Origin of the sequence: Nocardioides sp. 503 (genome assembly GCF_004522095.1) — a bacterium.
GTDB lineage: Bacteria > Actinomycetota > Actinomycetes > Propionibacteriales > Nocardioidaceae > Nocardioides.
Genome location: NZ_SPUI01000001.1, coordinates 78,914 through 105,067 on the forward strand (window position 1 = coordinate 78,914; position 26,154 = coordinate 105,067).

General features: G+C 73.1%; 27 protein-coding genes. 15 read left to right on the forward strand and 12 right to left on the reverse strand.

Annotation, left to right across the window (positions count from 1 at the left end; genetic code table 11):
- Positions 1 to 31 precede the first annotated feature (31 nt).
- A complete protein-coding gene (locus tag E4622_RS00425; RefSeq protein ID WP_134738126.1) occupies positions 32 to 2,134 on the reverse strand; it encodes a S8 family serine peptidase in 2,103 nt (700 codons plus the stop codon).
- 89 nt (positions 2,135 to 2,223) lie between these two features.
- Here E4622_RS00425 and E4622_RS00430 point away from each other — a divergent pair, with 89 nt between their 5' ends.
- Positions 2,224 to 2,838, forward strand: a complete 615-nt coding sequence (locus E4622_RS00430) for an HAD family hydrolase (RefSeq protein WP_245155822.1) — start codon at positions 2,224 to 2,226, stop codon at positions 2,836 to 2,838.
- 51 nt (positions 2,839 to 2,889) lie between these two features.
- Complete coding sequence (locus E4622_RS00435; protein WP_134738127.1) at positions 2,890 to 3,285, forward strand: cold-shock protein; 396 nt, start codon at positions 2,890 to 2,892, stop codon at positions 3,283 to 3,285.
- A 19-nt stretch (positions 3,286 to 3,304) separates the two neighbouring features.
- Here E4622_RS00435 and E4622_RS00440 read toward each other — a convergent pair whose 3' ends face one another.
- Positions 3,305 to 4,705: an MFS transporter gene (locus tag E4622_RS00440; RefSeq protein ID WP_134738128.1), complete on the reverse strand. Its 1,401-nt coding sequence runs from the start codon at positions 4,703 to 4,705 to the stop codon at positions 3,305 to 3,307.
- 90 nt (positions 4,706 to 4,795) lie between these two features.
- Between E4622_RS00440 and E4622_RS00445 the strand changes: the two genes are divergently transcribed.
- Complete coding sequence (locus tag E4622_RS00445) at positions 4,796 to 5,572, forward strand: DUF3027 domain-containing protein (RefSeq protein WP_245155823.1); 777 nt, start codon at positions 4,796 to 4,798, stop codon at positions 5,570 to 5,572.
- Positions 5,573 to 5,635: 63 nt separating this feature from the next.
- Here E4622_RS00445 and E4622_RS00450 read toward each other — a convergent pair whose 3' ends face one another.
- Both E4622_RS00450 and E4622_RS00455 read right to left on the reverse strand, forming a co-directional pair.
- On the reverse strand, positions 5,636 to 6,187 hold the full coding sequence (locus tag E4622_RS00450) for a DNA starvation/stationary phase protection protein (RefSeq protein WP_134738130.1): 552 nt from the start codon (positions 6,185 to 6,187) through the stop codon (positions 5,636 to 5,638).
- A gap of 58 nt (positions 6,188 to 6,245) precedes the next feature.
- Complete coding sequence (locus tag E4622_RS00455) at positions 6,246 to 6,569, reverse strand: DUF2530 domain-containing protein (RefSeq protein WP_245155824.1); 324 nt, start codon at positions 6,567 to 6,569, stop codon at positions 6,246 to 6,248.
- 60 nt (positions 6,570 to 6,629) lie between these two features.
- Here E4622_RS00455 and E4622_RS00460 point away from each other — a divergent pair, with 60 nt between their 5' ends.
- The 8 genes from E4622_RS00460 to trmB all read left to right on the forward strand — a co-directional run bounded on the left by E4622_RS00460 (position 6,630) and on the right by trmB (position 15,230).
- Positions 6,630 to 8,087, forward strand: a complete 1,458-nt coding sequence (locus E4622_RS00460; protein WP_134738131.1) for an NCS2 family permease — start codon at positions 6,630 to 6,632, stop codon at positions 8,085 to 8,087.
- An 89-nt stretch (positions 8,088 to 8,176) separates the two neighbouring features.
- The gene (locus E4622_RS00465) at positions 8,177 to 8,626 is read left to right on the forward strand and encodes a MarR family transcriptional regulator (RefSeq protein ID WP_245155825.1); all 450 of its coding nucleotides are present in this window, start codon (positions 8,177 to 8,179) and stop codon (positions 8,624 to 8,626) included.
- On the forward strand, positions 8,623 to 9,876 hold the full coding sequence (locus tag E4622_RS00470; RefSeq protein WP_134738133.1) for an MFS transporter: 1,254 nt from the start codon (positions 8,623 to 8,625) through the stop codon (positions 9,874 to 9,876). The genes E4622_RS00465 and E4622_RS00470 overlap by 4 nt, the downstream gene beginning before the upstream one ends.
- A 199-nt stretch (positions 9,877 to 10,075) precedes the next feature.
- Positions 10,076 to 10,450, forward strand: a complete 375-nt coding sequence (rpsL, locus tag E4622_RS00475; RefSeq protein WP_134738134.1) for a 30S ribosomal protein S12 — start codon at positions 10,076 to 10,078, stop codon at positions 10,448 to 10,450.
- Positions 10,450 to 10,920 (forward strand): 30S ribosomal protein S7, encoded by a 471-nt coding sequence (gene rpsG, locus E4622_RS00480; protein WP_134738135.1) that lies wholly within the window; start codon positions 10,450 to 10,452, stop codon positions 10,918 to 10,920. The genes rpsL and rpsG overlap by 1 nt, the downstream gene beginning before the upstream one ends.
- Before the next feature lie 74 nt (positions 10,921 to 10,994).
- Positions 10,995 to 13,106, forward strand: a complete 2,112-nt coding sequence (gene fusA, locus E4622_RS00485; protein ID WP_134738136.1) for an elongation factor G — start codon at positions 10,995 to 10,997, stop codon at positions 13,104 to 13,106.
- Positions 13,107 to 13,186: 80 nt separating this feature from the next.
- A complete protein-coding gene (gene tuf / locus E4622_RS00490; RefSeq protein ID WP_134738137.1) occupies positions 13,187 to 14,380 on the forward strand; it encodes an elongation factor Tu in 1,194 nt (397 codons plus the stop codon).
- 124 nt (positions 14,381 to 14,504) lie between these two features.
- Positions 14,505 to 15,230 (forward strand): tRNA (guanosine(46)-N7)-methyltransferase TrmB, encoded by a 726-nt coding sequence (trmB, locus tag E4622_RS00495; protein ID WP_134738138.1) that lies wholly within the window; start codon positions 14,505 to 14,507, stop codon positions 15,228 to 15,230.
- A 22-nt stretch (positions 15,231 to 15,252) separates the two neighbouring features.
- Here trmB and E4622_RS00500 read toward each other — a convergent pair whose 3' ends face one another.
- The gene (locus E4622_RS00500; RefSeq protein ID WP_134738139.1) at positions 15,253 to 16,059 is read right to left on the reverse strand and encodes an RDD family protein; all 807 of its coding nucleotides are present in this window, start codon (positions 16,057 to 16,059) and stop codon (positions 15,253 to 15,255) included.
- Between the two features lie 49 nt (positions 16,060 to 16,108).
- Between E4622_RS00500 and E4622_RS00505 the strand changes: the two genes are divergently transcribed.
- Positions 16,109 to 17,104, forward strand: coding sequence for a stage II sporulation protein M (locus tag E4622_RS00505; RefSeq protein WP_134738140.1), 996 nt, complete (start codon positions 16,109 to 16,111; stop codon positions 17,102 to 17,104).
- Here E4622_RS00505 and E4622_RS00510 read toward each other — a convergent pair.
- Positions 17,101 to 18,360: an FAD-dependent oxidoreductase gene (locus E4622_RS00510; protein ID WP_134738141.1), complete on the reverse strand. Its 1,260-nt coding sequence runs from the start codon at positions 18,358 to 18,360 to the stop codon at positions 17,101 to 17,103. The two genes, E4622_RS00505 and E4622_RS00510, sit on opposite strands and share 4 nt — an antisense overlap.
- Before the next feature lies 1 nt (position 18,361).
- Positions 18,362 to 19,222, reverse strand: coding sequence for a DICT sensory domain-containing protein (locus E4622_RS00515; protein ID WP_134738142.1), 861 nt, complete (start codon positions 19,220 to 19,222; stop codon positions 18,362 to 18,364).
- A gap of 57 nt (positions 19,223 to 19,279) precedes the next feature.
- Here E4622_RS00515 and E4622_RS00520 point away from each other — a divergent pair, with 57 nt between their 5' ends.
- From E4622_RS00520 to E4622_RS00530, 3 genes are all read left to right on the forward strand, one after another.
- A complete protein-coding gene (locus E4622_RS00520; protein WP_134738143.1) occupies positions 19,280 to 19,510 on the forward strand; it encodes a hypothetical protein in 231 nt (76 codons plus the stop codon).
- A 3-nt stretch (positions 19,511 to 19,513) separates the two neighbouring features.
- Positions 19,514 to 20,362 (forward strand): FHA domain-containing protein, encoded by an 849-nt coding sequence (locus E4622_RS23005; RefSeq protein WP_209021734.1) that lies wholly within the window; start codon positions 19,514 to 19,516, stop codon positions 20,360 to 20,362.
- Positions 20,363 to 20,463: 101 nt separating this feature from the next.
- A complete protein-coding gene (locus E4622_RS00530) occupies positions 20,464 to 20,967 on the forward strand; it encodes a hypothetical protein (RefSeq protein WP_134738144.1) in 504 nt (167 codons plus the stop codon).
- Between the two features lie 9 nt (positions 20,968 to 20,976).
- On the opposite strand, the gene E4622_RS00535 is transcribed toward E4622_RS00530, so the two are convergent.
- The 5 genes from E4622_RS00535 to E4622_RS00555 are packed head-to-tail and all read right to left on the reverse strand — an operon-like array spanning position 20,977 to position 26,127.
- The gene (locus E4622_RS00535; protein WP_134738145.1) at positions 20,977 to 22,269 is read right to left on the reverse strand and encodes a DUF58 domain-containing protein; all 1,293 of its coding nucleotides are present in this window, start codon (positions 22,267 to 22,269) and stop codon (positions 20,977 to 20,979) included.
- 15 nt (positions 22,270 to 22,284) lie between these two features.
- The gene (locus E4622_RS00540; protein ID WP_134738146.1) at positions 22,285 to 23,280 is read right to left on the reverse strand and encodes a MoxR family ATPase; all 996 of its coding nucleotides are present in this window, start codon (positions 23,278 to 23,280) and stop codon (positions 22,285 to 22,287) included.
- Positions 23,277 to 24,434, reverse strand: coding sequence for a DUF4350 domain-containing protein (locus E4622_RS00545; protein WP_134738147.1), 1,158 nt, complete (start codon positions 24,432 to 24,434; stop codon positions 23,277 to 23,279). Before E4622_RS00545 ends, E4622_RS00540 begins: the two co-directional genes overlap by 4 nt.
- Positions 24,431 to 25,054, reverse strand: a complete 624-nt coding sequence (locus tag E4622_RS00550) for a DUF4129 domain-containing protein (protein WP_134738148.1) — start codon at positions 25,052 to 25,054, stop codon at positions 24,431 to 24,433. Before E4622_RS00550 ends, E4622_RS00545 begins: the two co-directional genes overlap by 4 nt.
- Positions 25,051 to 26,127: a hypothetical protein gene (locus E4622_RS00555; RefSeq protein WP_134738149.1), complete on the reverse strand. Its 1,077-nt coding sequence runs from the start codon at positions 26,125 to 26,127 to the stop codon at positions 25,051 to 25,053. Before E4622_RS00555 ends, E4622_RS00550 begins: the two co-directional genes overlap by 4 nt.
- Positions 26,128 to 26,154: the final 27 nt, after the last annotated feature.

Below are 26,154 nucleotides of genomic sequence, written 5' to 3' on the forward strand. Positions count from 1 at the left end.
GGTACCCGCGTGGCCTCGGGTCAACCGGTCCTCAGCGGAGGAGGACCGGGACCCGGGTCGTGGTGCCGCCGGCGCCGCGCCACACGACGTGGCCGTCGTCGGACCCGCGGCCCGTGGCGTGCACCGTGTAGGTGCCGGTCTCGCCGGGGGCCAGGCGCAGCGCGGCGGGGGTCACCCACGCGTGCCGCCGGGAGAATCCGCGCACGGTGGAGGAGAAGTAGAACGTCCGGCGCCCGACGTTGGTCACCGTCCGGGTCGTCGAGCGCTCTCCGCGCCGCAGGACCGCCGAGGGGGTGTTGAGTCGGGTCCGGCGGTCCTGCCACCAGGCGCGGTAGCGGGCCGGGTCCAGCGAGTGCACGAGCCCCGGCCGCCCGGCGGCGGCCGGCCGCAGCAGCCCGGCGCCCGCCCGCTGCACCGACGTACGGCGCACGGGTGCGGCCGTGGTGGCGAGCGCGGACCGCGTCTGGACCGCCGTCCAGTCGTGCCGGCTGCGCAGCACCGCGGCCGCGCCGCTCACGGCGGCGGTGGCCGCCGACGTGCCGGTCACGAAGTCCCAGCGAGCCCCGTCGGAGCGTGGCGGCACGGCCCCGAGCACGCCGACCGCGGGCGCGACCAGGTCGGGCTTCACGACCCCCGTCGCCGGGTCGCCGGCGCCGGACCAGCCCGCCACGCGCGCCGGGGTCCGCGCCACACCGGCGGGTCGCAGCGCCACGCGGGCCCCCGGGTGACGGGCCAGCCAGCGCTCGAGCGAGGCGGCGGCCGGGCGGTCGAGGTGGACCGTGGGGACCCGGTGGAAGTCCGCGTCGGTCGAGCCGCGCCGCACGTTGGCCAGCACCATGCCCACCCCGCCGGCCAGCGCGACGGCCTCGGACTTGTCCACGCGCCCGACGCCGCCCCGGTCGCAGACCACGATCCGGCCCGCCACCGCCGCCGCGTCGAGGCTGCCGGGCAGGCACCGCCGCGCGTCACCGGGCCGGGCGTCGCGGGTGCCGGCCCGGGCGCCGAGGACCAGCGGCGCAACGGGGGAGCGCCGGCCGGAGACCATCGCGCCGTGCAGGCCGGGGCCTCCCGGCAGGTCGACGGTGCCGCGCGGCCGCTCGCCCAGGGTGCCGCCCACGGTCGTGACCCAGGGGCTGGGGTGAGCGGCGCTCCCGTCGTTGCCGGCGGCGGCGACCACGACGACGTCGGCCTCGGCCGCGCCCAGCAGCGCCAGCTCCACGGTGTCGATGTGCGAGGGGCCGTCGACGGAGAGGTTGAGCACGTCGACGCCGTCGCGGACGGCCTGGTCGACCGCGGCCACCAGGTCGGCCGCCGCGCAGCCGTCGGCGCGCGGGTCGGGCGCGGTCCAGCACGCCTTGTAGACCGCCAGCCGCGCCTGGGGCGCCGCTCCGCTGTAGCGGCCCAGCCGCACGTCCCGCACGCGGGCGTCGACGCCCGCGTTGCCCGCGGCGATGGCCGCCATCTGGGTGCCGTGCCCGTCGTCGTCGAGGGCGGAGAGGTGGGCGGCACTGCGCACGGCGTCGGCGCCGAACCCGGCGACGTACCAGCGGGCGCCGACGAGCTTGCCGGTGCACTCCGGGGCGGCCTCGCCGCCCTCGCAGGCGCCGTCGAAGCCGACGGCCGGTCGCCCCAGCCGGGGGACCGCCGCGAAGAGCGGCCCCTCGGGGTCGATCCCGCTGTCCACGAGGCCGACGACCACGCCGCGCCCGCCCGTCGTACGGCGTGAGGTGCGCGCCGCCGCCGGGGCCGGTGCGCCCGCGGCCAGGCGGCGGACGGTGTTGCGCTCCACGAGCGCGACGCGCGGGTCGGCGGCCAGCCGGTCGGCCTGGCTGCGGGTGAGGGGGACGGCGAAGCCGTTGAGCGCGGTCGTCCAGCGGTAGACCGGGGCGGGGGCGCCGACGGACGTCATCAGGCGGTCCTGCTCGGCGCGCATCCGGGTCTCCCCGGAGGCCCCGGCGCCGGAGGTGCCCGGCCCGTCGAGGGTCACGAGGTAGAGCGCGTCCGTGGAGTCCCGGTCGGGTGCGGCGGCCGACGGGCCGGGCGCGGCGAGGGTCGCGAGCGTGGTGCCGGCGAGCGCGCCGAGGAGGGCCAGGCGCGTCGCGCGCCGGACCCCACGTCGTGCCGCTCGCGTCACGGTGCTCCCTGGTCGGACCTGGACAAGAGACCCATCCTGTCGCAGGAACCCCAGCAGTGACACCTTGATGGCGCCACTACCGTGGGCGCGTGACCTCCTCGCCGCTCGTGGTCGGCTTCGACCTCGACATGACGCTCATCGACACCGTGCCCGGCTTCGGTGCGGTCCTGGGCGCGCTGGGCGAGGAGCTCGGGGTCGACTTCCCCGTCGCCGAGATGACCCAGCGCCTCGGCCCGCCGCTGGAGACGCTGCTGTCGGGCCACCTCGACCAGGAGGCGATCGGCCCCGCGGGGGACCGCTTCCGCGAGCTCTACCCCGCGCACGCGATCGACTCGGTGCCGGTGCTCCCCGGCGCCCACGAGGCGCTGGCCGCCGTGCGCCGCCACGGTGGCCGCACCGTCGTGGTGACCGGCAAGTTCACCCGCAACGCCCAGCTCCACCTGGACCACCTCGGCCTGGACGTCGACGTGCTCGAGGGCTGGGTGTGGGGCGTGGGCAAGGCCGAGGCGCTGCGCCGCGAGGGCGCGTCGGTCTACGTCGGCGACCACGTCCACGACGTGGAGGGCGCCCTGGCGGCCGGGGTGCTGAGCGTCTCGGTGGTGACGGGTGGCTGCACCCGCGAGGAGCTGCTGGCGGCGGGCACCGACGTGGTGCTCGACGACCTGCGGGATTTCCCGTCGTGGCTCGACTCCCACATGGCTTAGTCTTCGACGTCGCGCTCGGATCGGCCGGGGGTGCTCACGAGAGGTAGGACCGTGCCCAGTGGCAAGGTGAAGTGGTACGACGCCGGCAAGGGGTTCGGCTTCCTGTCCCAGGAGGACGGTCCGGACGTCTACGTCCACTCCGACGCGCTGCCCGAGGGCACCACCAACCTCAAGCCCGGGACCCGCGTGGAGTTCGGCATCGCCCAGGGCCGCCGCGGTGAGCAGGCGCTGCAGGTACGGGTGCTCGAGGCGCCCGCCTCGGTCTCGCGCAACCAGCAGCACGCCAAGCGCCGCCCGCCCGAGGACATGGTGACGATCGTCGAGGACCTGATCCGGCTGCTCGACGACGTCGGCGAGGGCTACCGTCACGGCCGCCACCCCGACGCCCGCACGGCCAAGCCCACCGCCAAGCTGCTGCGCGCGCTGGCCGACGAGCTCGAGCTCTGAGGGCGGCCGGCCCGCCGTCTCAGGCGGGTGCGGGTGCCGGTTCGGGCTGACCGCTCCGGGGGCGGCTGGCCAGCACGAAGAAGGCCCAGGCGGCGAGCACGACCGCCGCGACCCCCAGCCCCAGGCGTGGCTGGAGCGGCATCGCGATGCCCACGAAGCCGCCGACCACCCAGGCCAGCTGGAGGGTCGTGTCACTCCGCGCGAACGCGCTGGCCTGCACCTGCGCGCGCACGCCGGACTGGATCGTCGCGTCGAGCGACACCTTGGCCAGCGACTGCGCGAGGCCGGCGGTGAGCCCGATGAGCGCGAGCATCAGGATCCCGTAGAAGACGCCCGCCAGGGCGATCACGATCGCGTCGGCCAGCAGGGCCGCGACGACCGTGACCGCGGGGTTGATCTTCTTCAGCAGCGACGCGCAGAGGATTCCGAGGGTGTTGCCCAGCCCGGCGCCGCCGACCACGATCCCGAGCAGCAGCTCCGGCGCGTAGTCGCCGATCGGGTTGTCGCGGAACAGGAACGCCATGAACATCGTCAGGAAGCCCGACAGCCAGCGCGGACCGCAGTTGGCCCGCAGCGCGAACGACACCGCCGAGGGGATCCGGGTGCCGCGCCGGCCCTCGCTGTCGGTGCGGCGCAGCGTCATCGACTGCTCGCCGGCGCTGGAGTCGACGGCGGCCGGCAACCGGATCGCGGCGATCGTGCCGAGCACGAAGACCAGGAACGCGAAGCGCAGCGACCACTCCGCGCCGACCGTCGCGGCGAGCCCGGCGAACGGCGCCGCCACGCCGGCCCCGACCACGCCGGCCAGGGAGACCCGGCCGTTGGCCTTGACCAGCGTGAGGTCGTCGGGCAGCAGGCGGGGGACCGCGGCGGCGCGCGTCACGCCGTACGCCTTGGACGAGACGAGCACGCCGAGGGTGGCCGGGAAGAGCCAGATCGAGTCGTTGGCGACCGCGTCGGCCAGCACCCAGCACAGGAAGCCGCGCAGCGCGAAGGTCCCGCCCATCGCCCAGCGCCGACCGTGGCTGAACCGGTCGAGGAACGGCCCGATCAGCGGCGCCACGATCGCGAACGGCAGCATCGTCAGGCCGAGGAAGAGCGCCACCTGACCGCGGGCGTCGCTGGTCGCGCCGGCGAAGAACAGCGTGCCGGCCAGCGAGATCACGACGGCGGCGTCGGCGGCGGCGTTGCACGCGTGGAGCTCGATCAGGCGGGAGAGGCCGGACTTGTCCGCCCCTTGCGCGTCGGCGGCGCGGCGCGCCTGGCGCACCGTGAAGGAGCCGGCGCGGCCGGTGACCCGGGCGGCGCCGCGCACCCCGCGGCCCGTGACCCGGGCGCCGGCGCCGAGGCCCCGGCCCACCGACCGGGCCCGGGAGCCGGGGGCCGGCGTCGGGGGCGGCTCCGGGGGCGGGGTGGTCATGCGCCCATCCTGCCCGCTCGGCGCGCGTCCGGGGCGGGACACCCCGGCCCGACCTGACAGCCGGTGCGGTCATGAGTCATGCTTTCGTCCGTGGCGATCATCGTGCGCAGCAAACCCGACCCCGTGACCGCGGCTGCGGTCGACGAGGCCCGCTCCGCCCTGCTCGAGGAGGTGCCGGCCGCCGACGTCGGCGAGCACCTCGGCTCGCAGGCCGAGGGCGAGCGCGTGGTCACCCACCTCTTCGCCTGCAACCGCAAGGGCTACGTCGGGTGGCGCTGGTCGGTCACCGTGGCCCGCGCGTCGCGCCAGAAGAACGTCACCATCGACGAGATCGTGCTGATCCCCGGCGACGAGGCGATCGTCGCCCCGCAGTGGGTGCCCTACCGCGAGCGGCTGCAGCCCGGCGACCTGTCCCCGGGCGACCTGCTGCCGGTCTCCGACGAGGACCCGCGCCTGGTGCCGACGTACTCCTTCGGCGACGACCCGCTCGACGCCGACGAGAAGGCCCAGATCCGCACGGTCGCCAAGGACCTCGGCCTGGGCCGAGCGCGCACGCTGTCGCCCGAGGGTCGCGACCTCGCGGCCGAGCGGTGGTACGACGGCGACGGCGGCCCTACCTCGCCGATCGCCCAGGCCGCCCCCGACCACTGCCACAGCTGCGGCTTCCTCGTGCGACTCGCCGGCCCGCTGTCGGAGACGTTCGGCGTCTGCGCCAACGGCGACGCCAACGACGACGGCCGCGTGGTCTCGTTCGACCACGGCTGCGGCGCGCACTCCGAGGTGCGCCTGGCCAAGAAGCACGAGCCCGAGCCGATGCCCGAGCACGTCTTCGACACGCTCACCAGCGACGGCTACGAGCTGATCTGACACGGCGAAGGGGCCCGACCGGATGATCCGGTCGGGCCCCTTCGTGCGTGCGGGTGGTGCGGGCTACTCGCTGGCGGCCTCCGCAGCCTCCTGCTCGGAGCCGGCACCCGCGGTCGACAGGTTGCCGGCCTTGTCCTCCAGGTGCGCACGCACGAACCAGTGGAACAGCTCGAGCTGCTCGGTCTGGGCGATGAACATGTCCTGGGTGACCGGGTCGAGCTCGTCGAGCTCCTCGAACGAGCCGCGGTAGCTGCTGATCACGCCCTGGTAGACGAGGTCGAGGGCGCCGAGGTGCTCCTGCGTGGTGGCGCGACCGATGGAGTACTCGTCCCACTCGCGGGCCTCGACCAGCGCGCCGGGCGTGCCGACCGGCGAGCCGCCGAGGGTGGCGATGCGCTCGGCCAGGTCGTCGGCGAAGCCGCGGACGGCCTCGACCTGGGGGTCGATCATCTCGTGGACGGCGATGAAGTGTGGGCCCACGACGTTCCAGTGCACGTGCTTCAGCGTCAGGTGCAGGTCGTTGCAGGCGTGGAGACGGCTCTGGAGCAGCTCGACGACGCGCTCGGCGTCGGGCTGGCTCATGCCGGGGACGGTGTAGTGCAGCTTCGAGGTCATGCCCTCCGGTTACCCGCCGAGGGGGACTCAAAACCCCGAGCCGCCGGGGTCACCCGCCTCAGGAGGACGGCGTGGCGCCGGCGTCGGGGGCCGACAGGTGGGAGTCCTCGCGCTCGCTGCGGAACGCGCGACGCCGTCGGCAGTACTCCAGGCCGAAGAGGCCCAGGGCCACGCCGCACAGGCACATCCACAGCCACCACGTGCGGTCGTCCTCGACCAGGCGCCCGTAGAAGGGGAGCAGGCCCAGGAACCCCAGGAAGAAGACCGCCGTGCCGACCTGGACGGTGCGCACGCCGTCGACGTCCAGCGGCTCCACGTCGGCCAGGAGGTAGGTGCGGTTCCTGAACTCGTGCGCCATCGGTTGGTCGTCGCGCAGCTCCACAGGTCCACGGTAGTCCACCCGGTTCCCAGGGAGGCCGGACCTCTGGAATGCTCACCCGCTGTGACGACCTCCACGCACTCGCCCCGCAGCGGCATCGACGGCTACTTCAAGATCAGCGAGCGCGGCTCCACGGTGGGCCGGGAGGTGCGTGGCGGCGTCGTCACGTTCTTCACGATGGCCTACATCGTCGTGCTCAACCCGCTGATCCTCGGCTTCGCCCCGGACGTGGACGGCAGCTTCCTGGGCGGAGGCGACGCACCGAACCTGCCCGTGATCGCCGCCGGCACCGCCCTGGTGGCGGGCGTGCTGACGATCCTGATGGGCGCGGTCGCCAACTTCCCGCTCGCGATCGCGACGGGTCTGGGCCTCAACGCCTTCCTCGCCGTCGCCGTCGCGTCGCGCATGACGTGGGCCGACGCCATGGGGCTGGTCGTGCTCGAGGGGGTGCTGATCCTGGTCCTGGTGCTGACCGGCTTCCGCAAGGCGGTCTTCCACGCGGTGCCGGGCCAGCTCAAGGTCGCGATCTCCGTGGGCATCGGTCTCTTCATCGCGCTCATCGGCTTCGTCGACGCCGGCTTCGTACGCCGGATCCCGGACGCCGCCCAGACGACCGTGCCCGTGCAGCTGGGCCAGACCGGCCAGCTCGCCGGTTGGCCGGTGCTGGTGTTCGCCCTGGGCCTGCTGCTCCTCATCGCGCTCTGGGTGCGCCGGGTCAAGGGCGCGATCCTGATCTCGATCGTGGTGACCACCGTGCTCGCGATCATCGTCGAGACCGTCGGCGACCTCGGGCCGGGGGCCGACAGCCCCACCGGCTGGGCGCTCACGGTCCCGGCCTGGCCGGGCGACGTCTTCGACCTCCCGGACCTGGCCACGCTCGGAGAGTTCTCGCTGTTCGGCTCGTTCGAGTCCGTGGGCGTCGTCTCGGCGCTGCTGCTGATCTTCACGCTGATGCTCGCCGACTTCTTCGACACCATGGGCACGATGACCGCGATCGGCGCCGAGGCCGGGCTGCTCGACGAGGAGGGCACCCCGCCGCACGCCCAGCGCATCCTCGTCGTCGACTCGCTGGCCGCCGTGGCCGGTGGCGCGGCCGGGGTCTCCTCCAACACCTCCTACATCGAGTCGGCCTCCGGCGTCGGCGAGGGCGCCCGGACGGGTCTCGCCTCGGTCGTCACCGGCGTCCTCTTCCTGCTGACGATCTTCTTCGCCCCGCTGGTCGCGATCATCCCCTCGGAGGCGGCGGTCCCCGCGCTGGTGCTCGTCGGCTTCCTGATGATGCAGCAGGTGGTCGGCATCTCCTGGGACGACCTCGAGATCGCGATCCCGGCCTTCCTCACGATCGTGCTCATGCCCTTCACCTACTCGATCTCGGTGGGCATCGGCGCCGGCTTCGTCTCCTTCGTCCTGATCAAGCTCGTGCTCGGCAAGCACCGCGAGGTGCACCCCCTGATGTACGTCGTCGGCGCCCTCTTCGTCGTCTACTTCGCCATCAACCCCCTCACCGACTGGCTCAGCTGACCCCGGGCTCTGCAGGTCCGGCCCGGTCCGGGCCGGGGGTGACCGCAACAGCGGAATAGTTAGCACAGGTAATGACTTATGCTAACGACATGCCCACCGTTGAGAAGGTCGCCCGCACCGACGCGGGACTCGCCTCCGAGCTCCGGCTCTCGGTCATGCGCCTGCGCCGGCGCCTGGCCACCGAGCGCCACCCGGACAACGAGCTGAGCATGAACGCGATGGCGGTCCTCGGCGCGCTCCACCGCAACGGCGGGGAGCTGACGGTCGGGGAGCTGGCGCGGGCCGAGATGGTCCAGCCGCCCAGCATGACCCGCACCGTCAACTGCCTGGTGGACGGCGGCTTCGCCAGCCGCCGTGCCCACGACACCGACCGCCGCCAGGTGCTGGTGGCGCTGACCGACCGTGGTCGCACCACCCTCCTGGCCGACCGCGCCCGTCGCGACGAGTGGCTGGCGACCCGTCTTCGCGACCTCACCCCCGACGAACGCGCCGTGCTCCGCAGCGCGGCCCCGATCCTCGAAAGGCTGGCGTCTGGGTGAGTCCCACCTTCCGCTCCCTCCGCAACCCCAACTACCGGCTGTACGCCGCCGGCAACCTGGTGTCCAACGTCGGCACCTGGATGCAGCGCGTCGCCCAGGACTGGCTGGTGCTGCTGCTGACCGCCAACAGCGCGGCCGCCATCGGCATCACCACGGGGCTGCAGTTCCTCCCCTTCCTCCTGCTCTCGCCGGTCGCCGGCCTGGTCGCCGACCGCATCCCCAAGCGTCGGCTGCTCCAGATGACCAACATCGGCATGGCCGTGCCCGCCGTGCTGCTGGGCCTGCTCGCCGTCACCGGCACGGTCCAGATCTGGCACGTCTACGTCCTTGCGCTCGTGCTCGGCGTCGCCTCGGCGTTCGACGCCCCGGCACGCCAGTCGTTCGTGTCGGAGATCGTCGACGCCGAGGACCTCACCAACGCCGTGGGCCTCAACTCCGCCGGCTTCAACTCCGCCCGGCTGCTCGGCCCCGCGCTCGCGGGCGTCTCGATCGCCCTGCTCGGGTCCGGCGTCGTCGCCACCGGCTGGGTCATCCTGATCAACGCGCTCACCTACATCGCCCCGGTCACGGCCCTGGCGCGGCTCGACGTCGACCGCCTCCACGTCGCCGCCCTCGTACGCCGCCAGCCGGGCCAGATCCGCGCCGGCGTCTCCTACGTCCGCCAGCGCCCCGACCTCATGCTGATCCTCGGCATCGTGTTCTTCGCCGGCACGTTCGGCCTGAACTTCCAGATGACCTCGGCGCTCATGGCGACCCAGGTCTTCGACAAGGGCTCGGCCGAGTTCGGGATGCTCGGCACCTTCCTCGCGGTCGGCTCGCTCGCCGGGTCGCTGCTGGCCGCCAGCCGCGAGCGGGTGCGCCACCGCCTGGTGGTCGGCGCGGCCGTCGTCTTCGGACTGGTGGAGATCGTGGCCGGTCTCGCGCCGTCGTACCTCACCTTCGCCCTGCTCTGCCCGGTGCTCGGCTTCACCGCGCTGACCATGATCACCAGCGCCAACGCCTTCATGCAGCTCACCACCGACGAGGGCATGCGCGGGCGGGTGATGGCCCTCTACATGATGATCTTCATCGGCGGCACCCCGCTCGGAGCGCCTCTCCTGGGCTGGGTCGGCGAGGTGTTCGGCGCCCGCTGGACGCTCATCGGGGGAGGGGCCATGACGGTGGCCGGGGTGCTCCTGGCCAGCGCCCTCTACCTCCGCGCGAAGTCGGCCACCGAGGGTCGACCGGCCCGCGACCTGGTCCACGCCTGAGCCCGGGGCCGGGACGCGCTCACGGCGTTTTGACCGGTTTCGGGGGGCCGAGTAATCTCGGGACTTGTGTCTGGCACGACCAGACCGTTGCGCGTGCCCAAATCCGGGCGCACTCACCACAGGCACACAGAACCACTGCCACACGCCGTGCCCGGCAAGGTGCCGAGCACTGAGAGCTACATGAAAGGGAACCACCAAGGTGCCCACGATCAACCAGCTGGTCCGCAAGGGCCGACAGGACAAGGTGTCGAAGAACAAGACGCCTGCCCTGAAGGGCTCGCCCCAGCGCCGCGGTGTCTGCACCCGCGTCTACACGACCACCCCGAAGAAGCCGAACTCCGCCCTCCGCAAGGTCGCCCGCGTGCGCCTGTCGAGCGGCGTCGAGGTCACGGCCTACATCCCGGGGGTCGGCCACAACCTCCAGGAGCACTCCATCGTGCTCGTCCGTGGCGGCCGGGTGAAGGACCTTCCCGGCGTCCGCTACAAGATCATCCGCGGCACGCTCGACACCCAGGGTGTCAAGAACCGCAAGCAGGCCCGCAGCCTCTACGGCGCGAAGAAGGAGAAGAGCTAATGCCCCGCAAGGGTCCGGCCCCGAAGCGGCCGATCGACATCGACCCGGTCTACGGCTCGCAGCTGGTCTCCCAGCTGGTCTCCAAGGTCCTGCAGGACGGCAAGAAGCAGGTCGCCCAGCGCATCGTCTACGGCGCCCTCGAGGGCTGCCGCGAGAAGAACGGCACCGACCCCGTCGTCACGCTCAAGCGCGCGATGGACAACGTCAAGCCCTCCATCGAGGTCAAGTCCCGCCGCGTCGGCGGCGCGACCTACCAGGTCCCGATCGAGGTCAAGGGCACGCGCGGCACCACGCTCGCGCTGCGCTGGCTGGTCGGCTACGCCGCCGACCGTCGCGAGAAGACGATGTCCGAGCGCCTCATGAACGAGATCCTCGACGCCTCCAACGGCCTCGGTGCCGCAGTGAAGAAGCGCGAGGACACCCACAAGATGGCCGAGTCCAACAAGGCCTTCGCCCACTACCGCTGGTGACCTATGCGTGAGGGGTACGCCGTACCCCTCACGCCACCGGCTCCACACCAACTTCCGAGGGACTGAGACTTTCAGTGGCTGTCGACATCACCACCGACCTCAACAAGGTCCGCAACATCGGCATCATGGCCCACATCGATGCCGGCAAGACCACCACCACCGAGCGCATCCTCTTCTACACCGGCATCACCTACAAGATCGGTGAGGTCCACGAGGGCGCGGCCACGATGGACTGGATGGAGCAGGAGCAGGAGCGCGGCATCACGATCACGTCCGCCGCGACGACCTGCTGGTGGAAGGACCACCAGATCAACATCATCGACACCCCCGGTCACGTGGACTTCACCGCCGAGGTCGAGCGCTCGCTGCGCGTCCTCGACGGCGCCGTCGCGGTGTTCGACGGTGTCGCCGGCGTCGAGCCCCAGACCATGACGGTGTGGCGCCAGGCCAACAAGTACTCCGTGCCCCGCATGTGCTTCGTCAACAAACTGGACCGCACGGGTGCCGACTTCTTCCGCTGCGTCGACATGATGGTGGAGCGCCTCAACAGCACCCCGCTGGTCCTGCAGCTCCCGATCGGCGCCGAGGGCGACTTCATCGGCGTCGTCGACCTGGTCGGCATGCGCGCGCTCGTGTGGCGCGGCGAGACCACCATCGGCGAGGACTACGTCGTCGAGGAGATCCCGGCCGAGCTGGCCGAGCAGGCCGCGGAGTACCGCGAGAAGCTGCTCGAGACCCTCTCGGACGCCGACGACGAGATCATGGAGAAGTTCCTCGACGAGGGCGAGTTCACCGTCGAGGAGATCGAGGCCGCGATCCGTCGCGCCACGCTGGCCGACAAGCTCAACCCGGTCCTGTGCGGCACCGCCTTCAAGAACAAGGGCGTCCAGCCCCTGCTCGACGCGGTCGTGAAGTTCCTGCCCTCGCCGCTCGACATCGACGCGATCATCGGCCACTCGGTCAAGGACGAGACCGTCGAGGTCAAGCGCCTGCCGTCCGACGACGAGCCGTTCTCCGGCCTCGCCTACAAGATCGCGACCGACCCGCACCTCGGCAAGCTGATCTACGTGCGCGTCTACTCCGGCAAGCTCACCGCCGGCGCGACCGTGGTCAACTCGGTCAACGGCCGCAAGGAGCGGATCGGCAAGGTCTACCAGATGCACGCCAACAAGCGTGAGGAGATCGCGTCGGTCGGCGCCGGTCAGATCGTGGCCGTCATGGGTCTCAAGGACACCAAGACCGGTCACACGCTGTCCGACCCGCAGCACCAGGTCATCCTCGAGTCGATGACGTTCCCGGCCCCGGTGATCGAGGTCGCGATCGAGCCCAAGACCAAGAGCGACCAGGAGAAGCTCGGTACCGCCATCCAGCGGCTCTCCGACGAGGACCCCACGTTCACCGTCAAGGCGGACGAGGAGACCGGTCAGACGATCATCGCCGGCATGGGCGAGCTCCACCTGGAGATCCTGGTCGACCGGATGAAGCGCGAGTTCCGCGTCGAGGCCACCGTCGGCAAGCCGCAGGTCGCCTACCGGGAGACCCTCCGCAAGGAGGTCACCAAGCACTCCTATACCCACAAGAAGCAGACGGGTGGCTCCGGCCAGTTCGCCAAGGTCGTCGTCTCGCTCGGTCCCAACATCGACCCCGAGACGGGCACCGGCGCGGGCTACACCTTCGTCAACAACGTCTCCGGTGGTCGCGTGCCGAAGGAGTACATCCCCTCGGTGGACCAGGGTGGCCAGGAGGCCCTCGAGTTCGGCGTCCTCGCCGGCTACCCGATGGTCGATGTGAAGTTCTCTCTCGAGGACGGCGCCTACCACGACGTCGACTCGTCCGAGCTGGCCTTCAAGATCGCCGGCAACCAGGCCTTCAAGGAGGCCGCACGCATGGCCAAGCCGGTGCTGCTGGAGCCGATGTTCGCGGTGGAGGTGACGACTCCCGAGTCGTTCCTCGGCACCGTCATCGGCGACATCAACAGCCGTCGCGGCCAGATCCGCGCGCAGGAGGAGAGGCACGGCGACATCGTCGTCAACTCCCTCGTGCCGCTGTCCGAGATGTTCGGGTACGTTGGCGACCTGAGGTCCAAGACCTCCGGCCAGGCGTCGTACTCGATGGAGTTCGACTCGTACGCCGAGGTTCCCACGAACATCGCCGACGAGATCATCAAGAAGGTGCGTGGGGAGTAGTCCCTCGGGAGTACCGCCACGCACCACGCACCACACGTCAAGTACGAGTCAAGTAACAACCACACCAGGAGGAGCCCACAGTGGCTAAGGCGAAGTTCGAGCGGACCAAGCCGCACGTCAACATCGGCACCATCGGTCACATCGACCATGGCAAGACGACGCTGACCGCAGCAATCACGAAGGTGCTGCACGACAAGTACCCGGATCTCAACGCCGCCTCGGCGTTCGACGAGATCGACAAGGCTCCCGAGGAGCGGCAGCGCGGCATCACGATCTCGATCGCGCACGTCGAGTACCAGACCGAGGCGCGCCACTACGCGCACGTCGACTGCCCGGGTCACGCCGACTACATCAAGAACATGATCACCGGCGCGGCCCAGATGGACGGCGCGATCCTGGTGGTTGCCGCCACCGACGGCCCCATGCCCCAGACGCGTGAGCACGTGCTGCTCGCTCGCCAGGTCGGCGTGCCGGCCCTGGTCGTGGCGCTCAACAAGTGCGACATGGTCGACGACGAGGAGCTCATCGAGCTCGTCGAGATGGAGGTGCGCGAGCTCCTCTCCGAGTACGAGTTCGACGGCGACGAGATCCCCGTCGTGCGCGTCGCTGCCTTCCCGGCGCTCCAGGGCGACGCGAAGTGGGGCGAGTCGATCCTCGAGCTGATGAACGCGGTCGACGAGGCCATCCCGACCCCCGAGCGTGAGACGGACAAGCCGTTCCTCATGCCCGTCGAGGACGTCTTCACGATCACGGGTCGCGGCACGGTCATCACCGGCCGGATCGAGCGCGGCATCGTCAAGGTCAACGAGGAGGTCGAGATCGTCGGCATCCGCGAGGGCGCCATCAAGTCGACCGTCACCGGTGTCGAGATGTTCCGCAAGCTGCTCGACGAGGGCCAGGCCGGTGAGAACGTCGGTCTGCTGCTTCGTGGCACCAAGCGCGAGGACGTCGAGCGCGGCATGGTCGTCATCAAGCCGGGCACCACGACCCCGCACACCAACTTCGAGGCCTCGGTCTACATCCTCTCGAAGGAGGAGGGCGGCCGTCACACGCCGTTCTTCAACAACTACCGTCCGCAGTTCTACTTCCGCACCACGGACGTCACCGGCGTCGTCACGCTGCCCGAGGGCACCGAGATGGTCATGCCCGGCGACAACACCGAGATGGCCGTCGAGCTGATCCAGCCGATCGCCATGGACGAGGGCCTGCGCTTCGCCATCCGCGAGGGTGGCCGCACCGTCGGTGCCGGCCGCGTCACCAAGATCACCAAGTGATCCCCGCCGGTCACTGACCGGCTAGCACTCCCAGATCGGCCCCGGACCCCAGGTCCGGGGCCGATCTGCATGTCGCGTCAGCGCGGAGTGGGAGGACGGGAGCGGGTTCGGGAGAATGGGGAGCATGAACGAGCAGGCGACGGCGCGGCCGCACACGAGGCGGTTGGAGGACGGTCGGCGGGTGCAGCAGGTCCTCAGCTACGCGCGGCGGGGGAGCCGGTTCACCCCCAGCCAGCAGGAGGCGTGGGACGCCCACCACGAGGACTGGGTGATCCCCGACGAGGCCGTCGACGAGCCGGGCTTCAGCTGGGCGGAGGTCTTCGGGCGCGAGGCGCCGCTGGTGGTCGAGATCGGCCCCGGGGTCGGCGAGGCGACCGGGGTCCTGGCCGCGGCGCGCCCCGACTGCAACGTGGTGGCCTTCGAGGTGTGGCTGCCCGGGGTGGCCGCCGGGCTCGCCGAGGTGGCGGCGGCCGGCGCCGACAACGTGCGGTTCTGCTCCGTGGACGCCGCGTGGTCGGTCGAGCACCTCGTGGCCGAGTCCTCGATCCGGGAGCTGTGGACGTTCTTCCCCGACCCGTGGCCCAAGACCAAGCACCACAAGCGCCGGCTGGTCAGCCCGGAGTTCGCGCGGCTGGTGGCCTCGAGGCTGGAGCCGGGCGGCACCTGGCGCCTGGCGACCGACTGGGCGGCGTACGCCGAGCAGATGCGGCGCGTCCTCGACGCCGAGCCGGGCCTGGAGGGTGGCGAGGTGCCGCGCTGGGACGAGCGGCCGGTCACCAAGTTCGAGCGCAAGGGTCTCGCGGTGGGCCGCGACATCGTGGACCTGGCCTACCGGCGTCCCCTGCACTGAGAGCGCAGAGCCGGCTCCGCGGTCAGCGGCGCGACGTCAGCCGGTGCCGGAGCTGGGCCTCGCGGTGCAGCCGCGCCTGGTCGCGCTCGCGCCGTGAGGCGACCACGGCTGCGAGGAAGTCCTCCGGCAGCGTGCCCGCCGGCGGCGGCGGGGCGACGTAGCGGTGGACCTCCGTGGCCAGCTGGACGGCGACCGACCTGCGCGACTGCGGGTCGAGGGTGTGGAAGCGGCCCAGGAACTGCCGCACCGCCAGCGCCAGGCCCGTGGGCAGGGTGGTGATGTCGGCGGTGCGGGCCCACGCAGCCAGGTGGTAGGGCATCTGCGACGGCACGGTCAGGCGCAGGGGCACGCGGTCGCGCACCACGTAGGTGCCGGCCGCGAAGTCGCCGAGGCGCTTGCCGCGCGAGCTCACCAGGGCGGAGAAGAAGGCCGGCACCCCGCCGAACGTGTAGATCTCCACGAAGCCCACCAGGGTGCGGACGAACGCGTGCTGGAAGGAGATCGGCCCGGCGTCGTCGCGGACCGTGCGCAGGCCGAGGGCGAGCTTGCCCAGGGAACGGCCCCGCGTCAGCGTCTCCAGCGTCACCGGGATGACCAGGAAGACCGTGATGAACGCCCCGACGATGGCGACGTGCAGCAGGGCGCCGTCGGTGCTGATGGCGGCCACGAGGAAGAGCATGAACACCGCGAACAGGGTCAGGACGGTGACGAGCAGGTCGATCAGCCCCGAGGCGATGCGGGCCCCGAGGCTGGCCGGGGGCAGGTCGAGCGCGACCGCCTCGCCGGTGACGAGGTCGTCGGAGGTGAGGGTCGCGAACTCCTGGGCCATCGCGGCTCAGTGTAGGTGTCCCGACCCGCCCGCCACCTAGAGTGTGCGCGTGGACCTCGACGCCTACGTGCTCGCGCACGCCCACGAGTGGCAGCGCCTCGAGGAGCTCGTCCGCACGCGCCGGCTCACCGGCGCGCAGAGCGACGAGCTGGTGGAGCGCTACCAGCAGGTCGCCACCCACCTGTCCGTCGTCCGCACCTCCGCCCCGGACGCCTCGCTGGTCGCCCACCTCTCCTCGCTGCTGTCCCACGCGCGCAACAAGGCCGTCGGCACCCGCGTCGGGTCGTGGCGAGGGCTGCGGACCTTCTTCCTGGAGCGCTTCCCGGCGGCGCTGTACCGGCTGCGGTGGTGGTGGCTCGGCTGCTTCGCCGCCAACGTCGTCGTGACCGCCGTGATGATGTGGTGGCTGCTCGACCATCCCCAGGTGGAGCAGTCGCTGCTGACGCCCTCCGAGGTCGACCGGCTCGTCAACGAGGACTTCGAGGGCTACTACAGCGAGTACGCCGCCAGCCACTTCGCGGCGCAGGTCTGGATCAACAACGCGTGGGTGGCCGCGCAGTGCGTCGCCCTGGGGATCCTGGGCTTCCCCGTGGTGACGCTGCTGTTCGACAACATCCTCAACCTGGCCATCATCGGGTCGGTGATGACCCGTCACGACCGCGGCGAGCTCTTCTGGGGACTGATCCTCCCGCACGGCCTGCTCGAGCTGACGGCGGTCTTCGTCGCAGGGGGCGTGGGGCTGCGGCTCTTCTGGTCCTGGATCGAGCCCGGGAGCCTGACGCGCACCCAGTCCATCGCCCGCGAGGGCCGCACCGCGGCGACCGTCGCGCTGGGCCTGGTCGCGGTGCTCGCGATCAGTGGCGTGATCGAGGCGTTCGTGACGCCGTCGGGGCTGCCGACCGCGGCCCGCGTCGGCATCGGCGTGCTGGCCGAGCTGACCTTCTTCGCCTACGTGTTCGTGCTCGGCCGCAACGCCGTGCGCCGCGGCTCTACCGGCGACATCGACGGCTCGCTGCTCGAGGACCGCGTCGCGACGCAGGCCTAGAGGCCGGCCAGCACGGCTCTGGCAGCGCGCGCCCCGCTGACGAGCGCGCCCTGGATCGAGGCGGTGTCGCGGTGGTCGCCGCACATCACCAGGCCACCGTCCACGACGACGGGGCGGCGCTCGGTGAACGGAGCGGGCTGCACGGGCAGCGCGTCGCGCACCTCGTAGCGCGCGAGCGATCGCCAGCCGGAGGTGGCGGCCCCGAGCAGCTCGCCCGCGTGCAGCCGCAGCTCGTGCTCGGTGGGGGCCGGACGGTCGCGCGGGAGGAGCGCGGAGGCCTGCACGAGGTGCCGGCCCGCCGGGGCGTAGGAGGGGGCGACCGCCGAGACGACCGCGGTGTTGACGACCGGGCCGGACGGTGTGGGCCGGGCGTCGACGTGCAGCAGGCGCACGGGGGTGGGCGGCTCGTCGGCCGCGAACCACTGCGTGACGACACCCTTGGTGGCCGCCGTCGGCTCGCCGGTCAGCGCCCCGGCCTCGGGCGCCGCGGCGGCCAGCACGACCCGTCGCGCCCGCACGGTGCGGCCGGCCACGGACACGACGTGGGCGCCGACGGACCCGGAGACCGACTCGACCGGCTGCCCGAGCGAGATCCGCCCGGCCAGCTCGGCCGCCAGCTGCTCCGGCAACGCCTGCATCCCCGCGCCCGGCAGGCCGGGGGAGCCGGCGGCGAACGCGCGCACCAGCAGCAGCGCGTAGGCGGCGGACGTGGACTGGTCGTCCTCGAGCAGCACGCCGGTCAGGAAGCGCTCCAGCACCACCCGCAGGGTCCCGTCGACGCCGGCGCGGTCGAGGGACCCGCGCAGGCTCGTGTCGGTGGACCCGGTGAGGCGGGTGGCCAGGCGGCCGGGGCCGAGCGAACCGGTCGCCAGCGGGGTGAGCCAGCGCAGGACCCGGGCGGCCTCGCCAGGGCGGGAGGCGAGGGCCCGCGCGGTGGTCGCCGCGAGGCGCGGCTCGCGCCAGGGGTGGGCGAGCAGCTGGAGCCGGTCGTCCAGGCGCGCGGCGACCCCGGCGTCGAAGGCCTGCAGCCGCAGCGCGCCGACGTCGACCGTGCGCCGTACGGCGGGGTAGGCGGGGTTGAGCAGCTGGAAGCCGCGGTCGACCAGGAAGCCGTCCACCACGTCGGTGCGGATCCGGCCGCCGACGGTGTCGGAGGACTCCACGACGTGGACGTCGAGGCCGGCCCGGCTCAGCATCCGGGCGCACTGCAGACCGGCGAGGCCGGCACCGACGACGACGACGTCGTGGTCGTCCACCTCAGCGACCGAAGCGGTCGACGTAGGTCACGACGCGGTTGAACATGGAGGTGACCGAGGCCAGGTCGGTCACCGCGTCCGTGGGGTCCTCGGCAAGGTCGTAGAGCACCGGGGCCGCCTCGGCGACGCCGGCCGCGCTGGCCACCTGGGCGCAGGCCCGGGCCGCGTGACGGACGGCCAGCGGCTCCACGGTCCAGACGGCCTCGAAGAGCCGGTCGCGGTCGCGCACCTGCGACTGTCCCGGGAGCTCCCACGCGGTGAGGGCGGCGGGCAGCTCGGGGGAGTCGCACACCACCGTCCACTCGCGCCGCATGGGAGCGTCCTCCTGCAGGTGCACGCGCACCGGCCCGGGACGAGGGGCGACGTCGTCGAACTCCGCCATCACGAACGCCGAGGCGGCTACGCGGGCCAGCTCGACCCAGCGCTCCTCGGCCGGCAGGTAGGTGGCCTCGTCCTGGAAGCTGCCGAACAGGTGAGGGCGCGTCGCCCGCGCCGCGAACTCGTCCTCGATCGCCCACGACAGCGCGAGCAGGGTCGACTTGCGCAGCCGGTTGGAGGCGAGGTGGGGGTGGTGGCGGCGCAGCTCGGCGTAGACCGACGGTGCCGGCGGCTCCGCCTGGGCGAGGGCGCGGGCGGTGGCCTGGGCGATGGCGACGTCCAGGCGCACCCCGGAGTCGCGGCGGCGTACGACGTCGCGCACCGTCGCGACGTCGGCGCGGGCGTAGCGACGGTGGCCGCTGGCGAGCCGCGCGGGCGTCGGGAAGCCGTGGCGCTGCTCCCACATCCGCAGGGTGGCGGCGCTGAGCCCGGTCTCCTGCGCGAGATCACCGATGGTGAGGTCAGGGGTTGACAGCATGTTCATGATGGAAGCATAGAACCTCAACACCGTGTTGAGGAAGTCATCGAGCGGAGAAAGATCATGGAGACGAACGCCGGCACCGACGAGGTCGTGGACTGGACCGACCTCGGGCAGCGCATGTGGAGCTTCCTCACCGGCCGTGAGGCGGCGATCCACTACCGCTTCGAGGGCATGGAGGTCGAGGTCCCGCGGGACACCGGCGCCCAGGCCCCGCGAGCGACCTGGCGGCTCAACGGCACCCTCACGGTCACCACGAGCGAGCACGGCGCGGCCGCCGTCGCTCGCCCCTGACCCATGACCGTCCTGGTCGACGCGGACCTCGAGGTCACGCTCGACCGTCCCGGTGAGGCCTCGGTGCACGGCAGGCTGCGCGGCAGCGCGAGCCGGCTGACCCTCGAGCTCGACGATCCCGGCGTCTTCGCCGGGGCCGCCGACGCCGCGGCCGTGCGCGGCATCGCCGAGGTGCTGGCCGCCCAGGGGATCGTGCTCAGCGTCGAGAGCGGCGGCGAGCGCCTGGTCTCCCTCGGCGCCGTGGCGGCGCCGTGGTGGCAGCGCCGGCTCACCGGGACCCGCCGCATCCGCCTGGGCGGCCTGCGCGGCGCCTGGACCTCGGCGCGGTCACGCAGCCGCAGCACGCCGTCGGTCCTGCCCGGCGCCGGTCTCACCCCACCCGGGACCCTGTGGCCGCTCCTGCCCACGATGCGGCGCCGGTCGCGGAGACCCACGACGACCCACGACCCCTCCCGCGGGGGAGACCCGCGGCTGGTGCTCACCCGCGAGACCGCGCTGCCCGGCGACCGGCGGCCCGTGTTCCGCCTCGTCGACGGGATGACGCTCGGCTCCGACCCGGGCTGCTCGGTCGTGCTCGCCGGGCTCGAGCCCCTCCATGCCCGGATCCGCCACGACGACCGCGACGAGTGGGTGGTCGACGCCGTGGCCGGGGTGACCCGCGTGCACGGCGCCGTGGTCGCCTCCCAGATCCTGCGCACCGGCGCGCGGCTCGACCTCGGTCCCCACCGGCTCGCCTACGTCCGTGAGGAGTACGCCGACCACGGCCGCCCGTTCGGTGGTCGGATCGGCGGCGAGGCGGGCCGGCAGCTGCCCCAGCCGCCGCGGGCCGCGGTGCAGCGCGACAGCCCCTGAGCGGCCCGTCCGGGAGGGCTGGCCCGCCCGGGCTTGACAGCGTGTTCATGATGTAGATAGAAAACCTCAACAATTTGTTGAGGAAGCCCAGGGAGGCCACCATGAAGATCCGCACCCGGACCGCCGAGGTCGACGCGTGCCCGGACCTCCAGGAACGGCGCCGGGCCGACCGGGACCGCGAGGTGGCGGGGGGCGTGCTGCTCGGGGACCTGACGACCGCCCTCACCCGTCCCGGTGCCGGCCCCGTCCGGGCCCGGCTGCTCGCGGGCGACTCCCGGCTGGTGCTCGAGCTGGACGACCCGACGGCGTTCGCGGCGTTCGACGACGCCTCCGCGCTTCGGGCCGTCGCCGAGTCGCTGGCAGCGCGCGGCGCCGTGGTCGACCTCGTCTCCCACGGACGGCTCCTGGCCACGCTCGGAGCGGTGTCGGCGCCCTGGTGGCAGCGCCGGATCACCGGCACCCGCAGCATCCGCGTGGCGGACCTGCGCTCGGCCTGGCGGGCACCGCTGGCCGGCTCGGCCGACCAGCACGCCACCGCACCCGCGGCGCCGGTGGTGGCGTTGCCGACGATGCCGGATCCCCCCGAGCTCGGTCTGGTCTCCTGACGGCTCGAGCTAGAGCAGCCCCTGCGCCTTGAGGTGCAGGTAGTGGTCGGCGAGCGCCGGGGGGAGCCGCTCGGCGTCGGCGTCGACCACCTCGACGCCGAGGGCGCGCAGCAGCTGGGTCGTGCGGCGCCGGCGGCCCAGGACCTGCTCGGCCGCGGCCGCGTCGTAGACGTCGTCGATGCTCGCCCGCGCCGACGCGAGCCGGTCGAGCGCGGGATCGCGGACCGAGGCCAGCACGACGCGGTGGTGCCGGGTCAGCGCGGGCAGCACGGTGAGCAGGCCCTCCTCGACGGCCGAGGGCTCGAGCGGGGTGAGGAGCACGACGAGGGCGCGCTGTCGGCCCAGCCCCTGGACCGCGCCGACGAGGGCGTCCCAGTCGGCCTCCGCGATCACCGGCTGGAGGTCGGCCATCGTGTCCTGGAGGCGGGCGGTGACGTCGCGGGACCCGGCCGAGCGCAGCCGCGAGCGGACACGTCGGTCGCCGGCCACGAAGTCGATGCGGTCGCCCGCGCGGGCGGCGAGCGCGGCGAGCAGGAGTGCGGCGTCCATCGCGGAGTCCAGGCGGGGCACGTCCTCGACCCGTCCCGCCGACGTGCGGGAGGTGTCCAGCACCAGCACCACGCGGCGGTCGCGCTCGGGCTGCCAGGTGCGCACGACGACGTTGCGGTTGCGCGCCGAGGCCCGCCAGTCGATGGAGCGGACGTCGTCGCCGCGGACGTACTCCCGCAGCGAGTCGAACTCCGTGCCCTGGCCGCGCACCCGCACGGCGGACCTCCCGTCGAGCTCGCGGAGCCGGAGGAGCCGCGAGGGCAGGTGCTTGCGCGACTCGAACGGCGGCAGGCTGCGGACCGTGCCCTCGACGGCGACGGTCCGCTGGCGCGACGCCAGGCCCAGGGGCCCGGCGCTCCGCACGGTGACGCCGACCGCCCGCAGGTCGCCGCGGCGCCGCGGCTGCAACGGGGTGCGGAGCACGGCCCGCTCGCCCGGTGCCACGCTGACGCGGTGGCGGTTGCCGGTCGCCCCGGCGCTGGGCTGCCAGGCGTCCCGCACCAGGGCGCGGACCCGCCGACCCGAGCCGTTGGTGGCGACGAGCAGGGTCTCGGTGGGGTGGCCCATCCGTACCGTCCCGACCGGCCGCCGGGCCCAGGCCAGGGCGTCGGTCCTCGGCGCGAGCAGCCAGTCGGCCGCGCACAGCAGCACCACGACGAGCAGCCACAGGAAGACCGTCGACATGCTCGGACGCAGCACCACCGCGATGATGCCGAGCAGCAGGAGCAGCGGTGCCCGACCGGAGATCGCCATCAGCGGGTCACCGGGTCACCGGGGGACCGGCACCGAGCCGAGCGCCGAGGCCAGGACCTGGCCCACGTCGACACCCTCGAGCTCGGCCTCCGGCCGCAGCCCCAGGCGGTGGACGAGCGTGGCGTGCGCCAACGACTTGACGTCGTCGGGGGTGACGAAGTCGCGACCCACGAGCCAGGCCCAGGCGCGGGCGGCGCGCAGCAGCGCGGTGGCGCCGCGGGGGCTGACCCCGAGGCTGAGCGAGGGGGACTCGCGGGTCGCGCGGGCGATGTCCACGATGTAGCCGGCGACCTCCGGGGAGACCTGGACCCTCTTCACCGCGGCCTGTCCGGCCGCGATGTCGGAGGCGCCCGCGACCGCCGTGACCCCGGCACCCCGCACGTCGCGGGGGTCGAAGCCGGCGGCGTGCCGCCGCAGGATCTCCAGCTCCTGCTCGCGCTGGGGGATGGGCAGCACCACCTTGATCAGGAAGCGGTCGAGCTGGGCCTCGGGGAGCGGGTAGGTGCCCTCGTACTCCACGGGGTTCTGCGTGGCGGCCACCAGGAACGGACGGGGGAGTGCGTGGGAGACCCCGTCCACCGAGACCTGCCCCTCCTCCATCGCCTCCAGCAGCGCCGACTGGGTCTTGGGCGGCGTGCGGTTGATCTCGTCGGCGAGGAGCAGGTTGGTGAAGACCGGTCCCTCGCGGAAGCTCAGCTGGCCCTGGTGGCTGTCGATGACCATCGACCCGGTGATGTCGCCCGGCATCAGGTCGGGCGTGAACTGCACCCGCCGGGTGTCGACCGACAGGGCCGCCGCCAGCGTGCGCACGAGCAGCGTCTTGGCCGTCCCGGGCACGCCCTCCATGAGGACGTGCCCGCCGCAGAGCAGCGCGACGAGCAGCCCGGACACGGCAGCGTCCTGACCGACGACGGCCTTGGCCACCTCGGTGCGTACGGCGGCCAGCCGCTCGCGGGCCGACTCGTCCTCGACGGATGCGGGGGGAGCGGCCTCGGTGGGGTGCTGGGTCATGTGCGGCGTACCTCTCTGTCGAGCTCGGCCAGCTGCCTGGCCAGAGCGATCAGGGCTGCGTCGGTGGCGGGGGCGGGCGCCAGGGGACCGATGAGGGCGTCCACCTCGGTCTCGCTCCGGCCGAGGTGGTGGGCGACGTCGCGCACGAGGGCGTGCGGGTCGGTCACGGTGCCCAGGTGCAGGCGCTCCGCGGCCCGGTCGCGAGCCGCGCGGCGCAGTGCCTGCGCGGCGTGCTCGCGGTCGCCGGCGCGTCGGTAGAGGCGACCGCGGCTGAGGGTGGTCTCGATGGCCTTGACGACGACGGGCAGCGGCTCGCTGGCCAGCGCCCCGAGCCGACGCCCGCGCCACACCGCCACCCCGACGACGGTCAGGGCGAGCAGCCAGACCCCGGGCCGGACCCAGTCGGGGGCCAGGCTCTCGAGGGTGACGCCGTCGCCGGCGCCGAGGTCGTCGACCTGGGGGACGTACCAGACCAGGCGCTCGTCCCGGCCGAGGAGGCGCAGGGCGAGGGCGGCGTTGTCGGCGCGCAGCACCTGGTCGTTGGTCAGGGCGTCGCCGGCGCCGAAGAGGCTCACGTCGCCGCGCTCGACGAGCACCGCCGCTCCGGAGCCGTCCCCGAAGCAGCCGGTCCCCGGGTAGGACAGCGCCACGTCGACCTCGAGCGTCAGGTCCGCGAAGAGCGGGTCGTCGCAGTCGGCCTCGCGGCCGCCGTCGAGCGAGTCCGGGAGGGCGTCCCCGTCCATCCCGACCTCCTCGGCGACCGTCGGCCCGGGCTCGACGAGGACGAGGCGGGCGGCGCCGACGTGCTCGAGGAGCCGGTCGACCGTGCTGGCGCCGAGGGCGTCGGTCGAGGTGACCAGCACGGTCGTCCCGGGCCCGACGTCGGTCCGCTCGAGCTCGGCGGCGCCGCGGGCGACCGTGACGTCGACCCCCTCGTCGTCGAGCACGCGCGCGAGCGCCCGGGCGCCGTCGGGTCCGGGGTTGGCGGGATCGAGCGCGGTGTCGGTGCGCTCCTCGCCGTCGCTCCACACGACGACCAGGACGGCGAGCACGAGCCCGAGGACGATCAGGATCATCCCGCGGTGGCGGCGCAGGGCGCCCGAGGCTCCGGTGGCGCCCGTGCCGGTCGCAGGGGCGGCGGTGTCCGTGCTCATCGCGCGCCCACCAGATCGTCGTCGAGCGCGAGCACGCCGAGCGCCTGCTCACGGGTCGCCGGCCGGTCGCCGTAGAGGACGGCGTCGAAGAGCCGGGCGCTGCCGTCCACGCGCGGGCGCTGGGAGGGGTACTCCGCGGCGAGCGCGAGGGCGACCTCGTGGGCGGTGGCCCCGGGGGCGTCCTCGAGGCGGCCGCGCTCGGCCTGGCGCAGGGCGAGTGCCCGGAACCCGTCGACGACGGCGTCCTCGTAGCGCTCCTCCTCGATCGCGGCGCGGGCGCGGGCGCGCAGCTCGGCGGAGGTGACGTCCTCCCCGGTCAGGACCGGCTGCTCCTCGTCCTCGGCGCGGGCCGTGCGCCGGGCGCGGGACACCAGGAACGCCAGGCCGCCGAGCAGCAGCACCACGACCAGCATGACCGCGAAGGTCTGCAGGGGCGGCGCGTCGCCTGCGGTCCGGACGCCCCCGTCGAGCCGGCGGCTGAGCCAGTCGCCGACGCGCTGGAGGAGGTCCTGGTCGTGGTAGTCGGGCGCGAGCAGCTCGCGCCGCAGCAGCGAGCGCGCCTCGTCGGGAGTGGGGTCCAGCGGCGGGTCCGCCAGCCGGCCGGCCAGGGTGCCGATCACGGGCCGAGGACCCCGGCGCGCGACATCAGCTCGACGTCGTAGCCCTCCTTGCGCATGCGCAGGTCGACGTACTGCAGGGCGACGACCGCGGCCGAGAACGGCGCGGCGAAGGCCGACGACACGACCGTGGCGAGCGCCTGGGTGACGACCAGGACCAGGGCGGCGTGCGCCGGGTCGACGACCTCGCTCAGCAGCAGACCCGCGACGCTGAACGGCACGGCGAGCAGCTGCGAGGCCACGGCGGTGATGAGGAGGGTGAGCAGGGCGATGCCGAGCGTGCGCGCGGACTGCCGCGAGGTCAGGCGGTAGCCGCGCCCGATGGCCCGGAACAGCCCCACCTGCTCGAGGACGAGGACCGGGGCGGGCAGGTAGAGCACCCGGATCCAGAGCCAGCCCATCAGGAAGACGAACGCGGGGAACGACACCACCCCGAAGAGGAGGGGGAGCACGACGCCGTCGGTCAGCGCCACCACCAGCACCCAGGCGACGACGTAGCCGACGAAGACCACGACGAAGGCCACCAGCACCAGGAGCGACAGGCCGATCAGCCGCCAGCGCCGTCCCCGCGTGGCCGCCCACGTGGCGCCCAGCGTGGTGCGACGCCCGATCGCGGCCTGGGAGGTCACGTGGGCGACGCAGGCCGTCACGAACACCAGCGAGACCTGCAGCAGCAGCACGCTGAGCACCGTGCTCCAGGACCCCACGGCGTCGCCGACGCCCTGGCTGGCCTCGTCGACGGTGACCCCCAGGGTGAAGGTCAGCACGGCGGTGACCAGCACGGGCACCGCCATCGTGATCGCGGCGACGAGCACGGCCACGCCGACGGTCGCCTGGGGGTTGACGCGGATGATCCGGAACGCCGCGTCGTAGATGTCGCCGAGACCCAGCGGCCGCAGCGGGATGACGCCCGGCCGGTGGGCCGCGCCCAGCATGGCGACCGGCGGGGTCCACGGTCGCCCCGCGGCGTACGTCGCAGGAGGCGGTGGCGGTGCCCAGCCCGGGGGCGGGGGTGGCGGGGTCGTGGGCTCACCGAAGGGCGCGCCCGGCGGCGGAAAGTGCTCGTGGCCCGACATCGCTCCCCTTCGTCACGCTCATCCTGT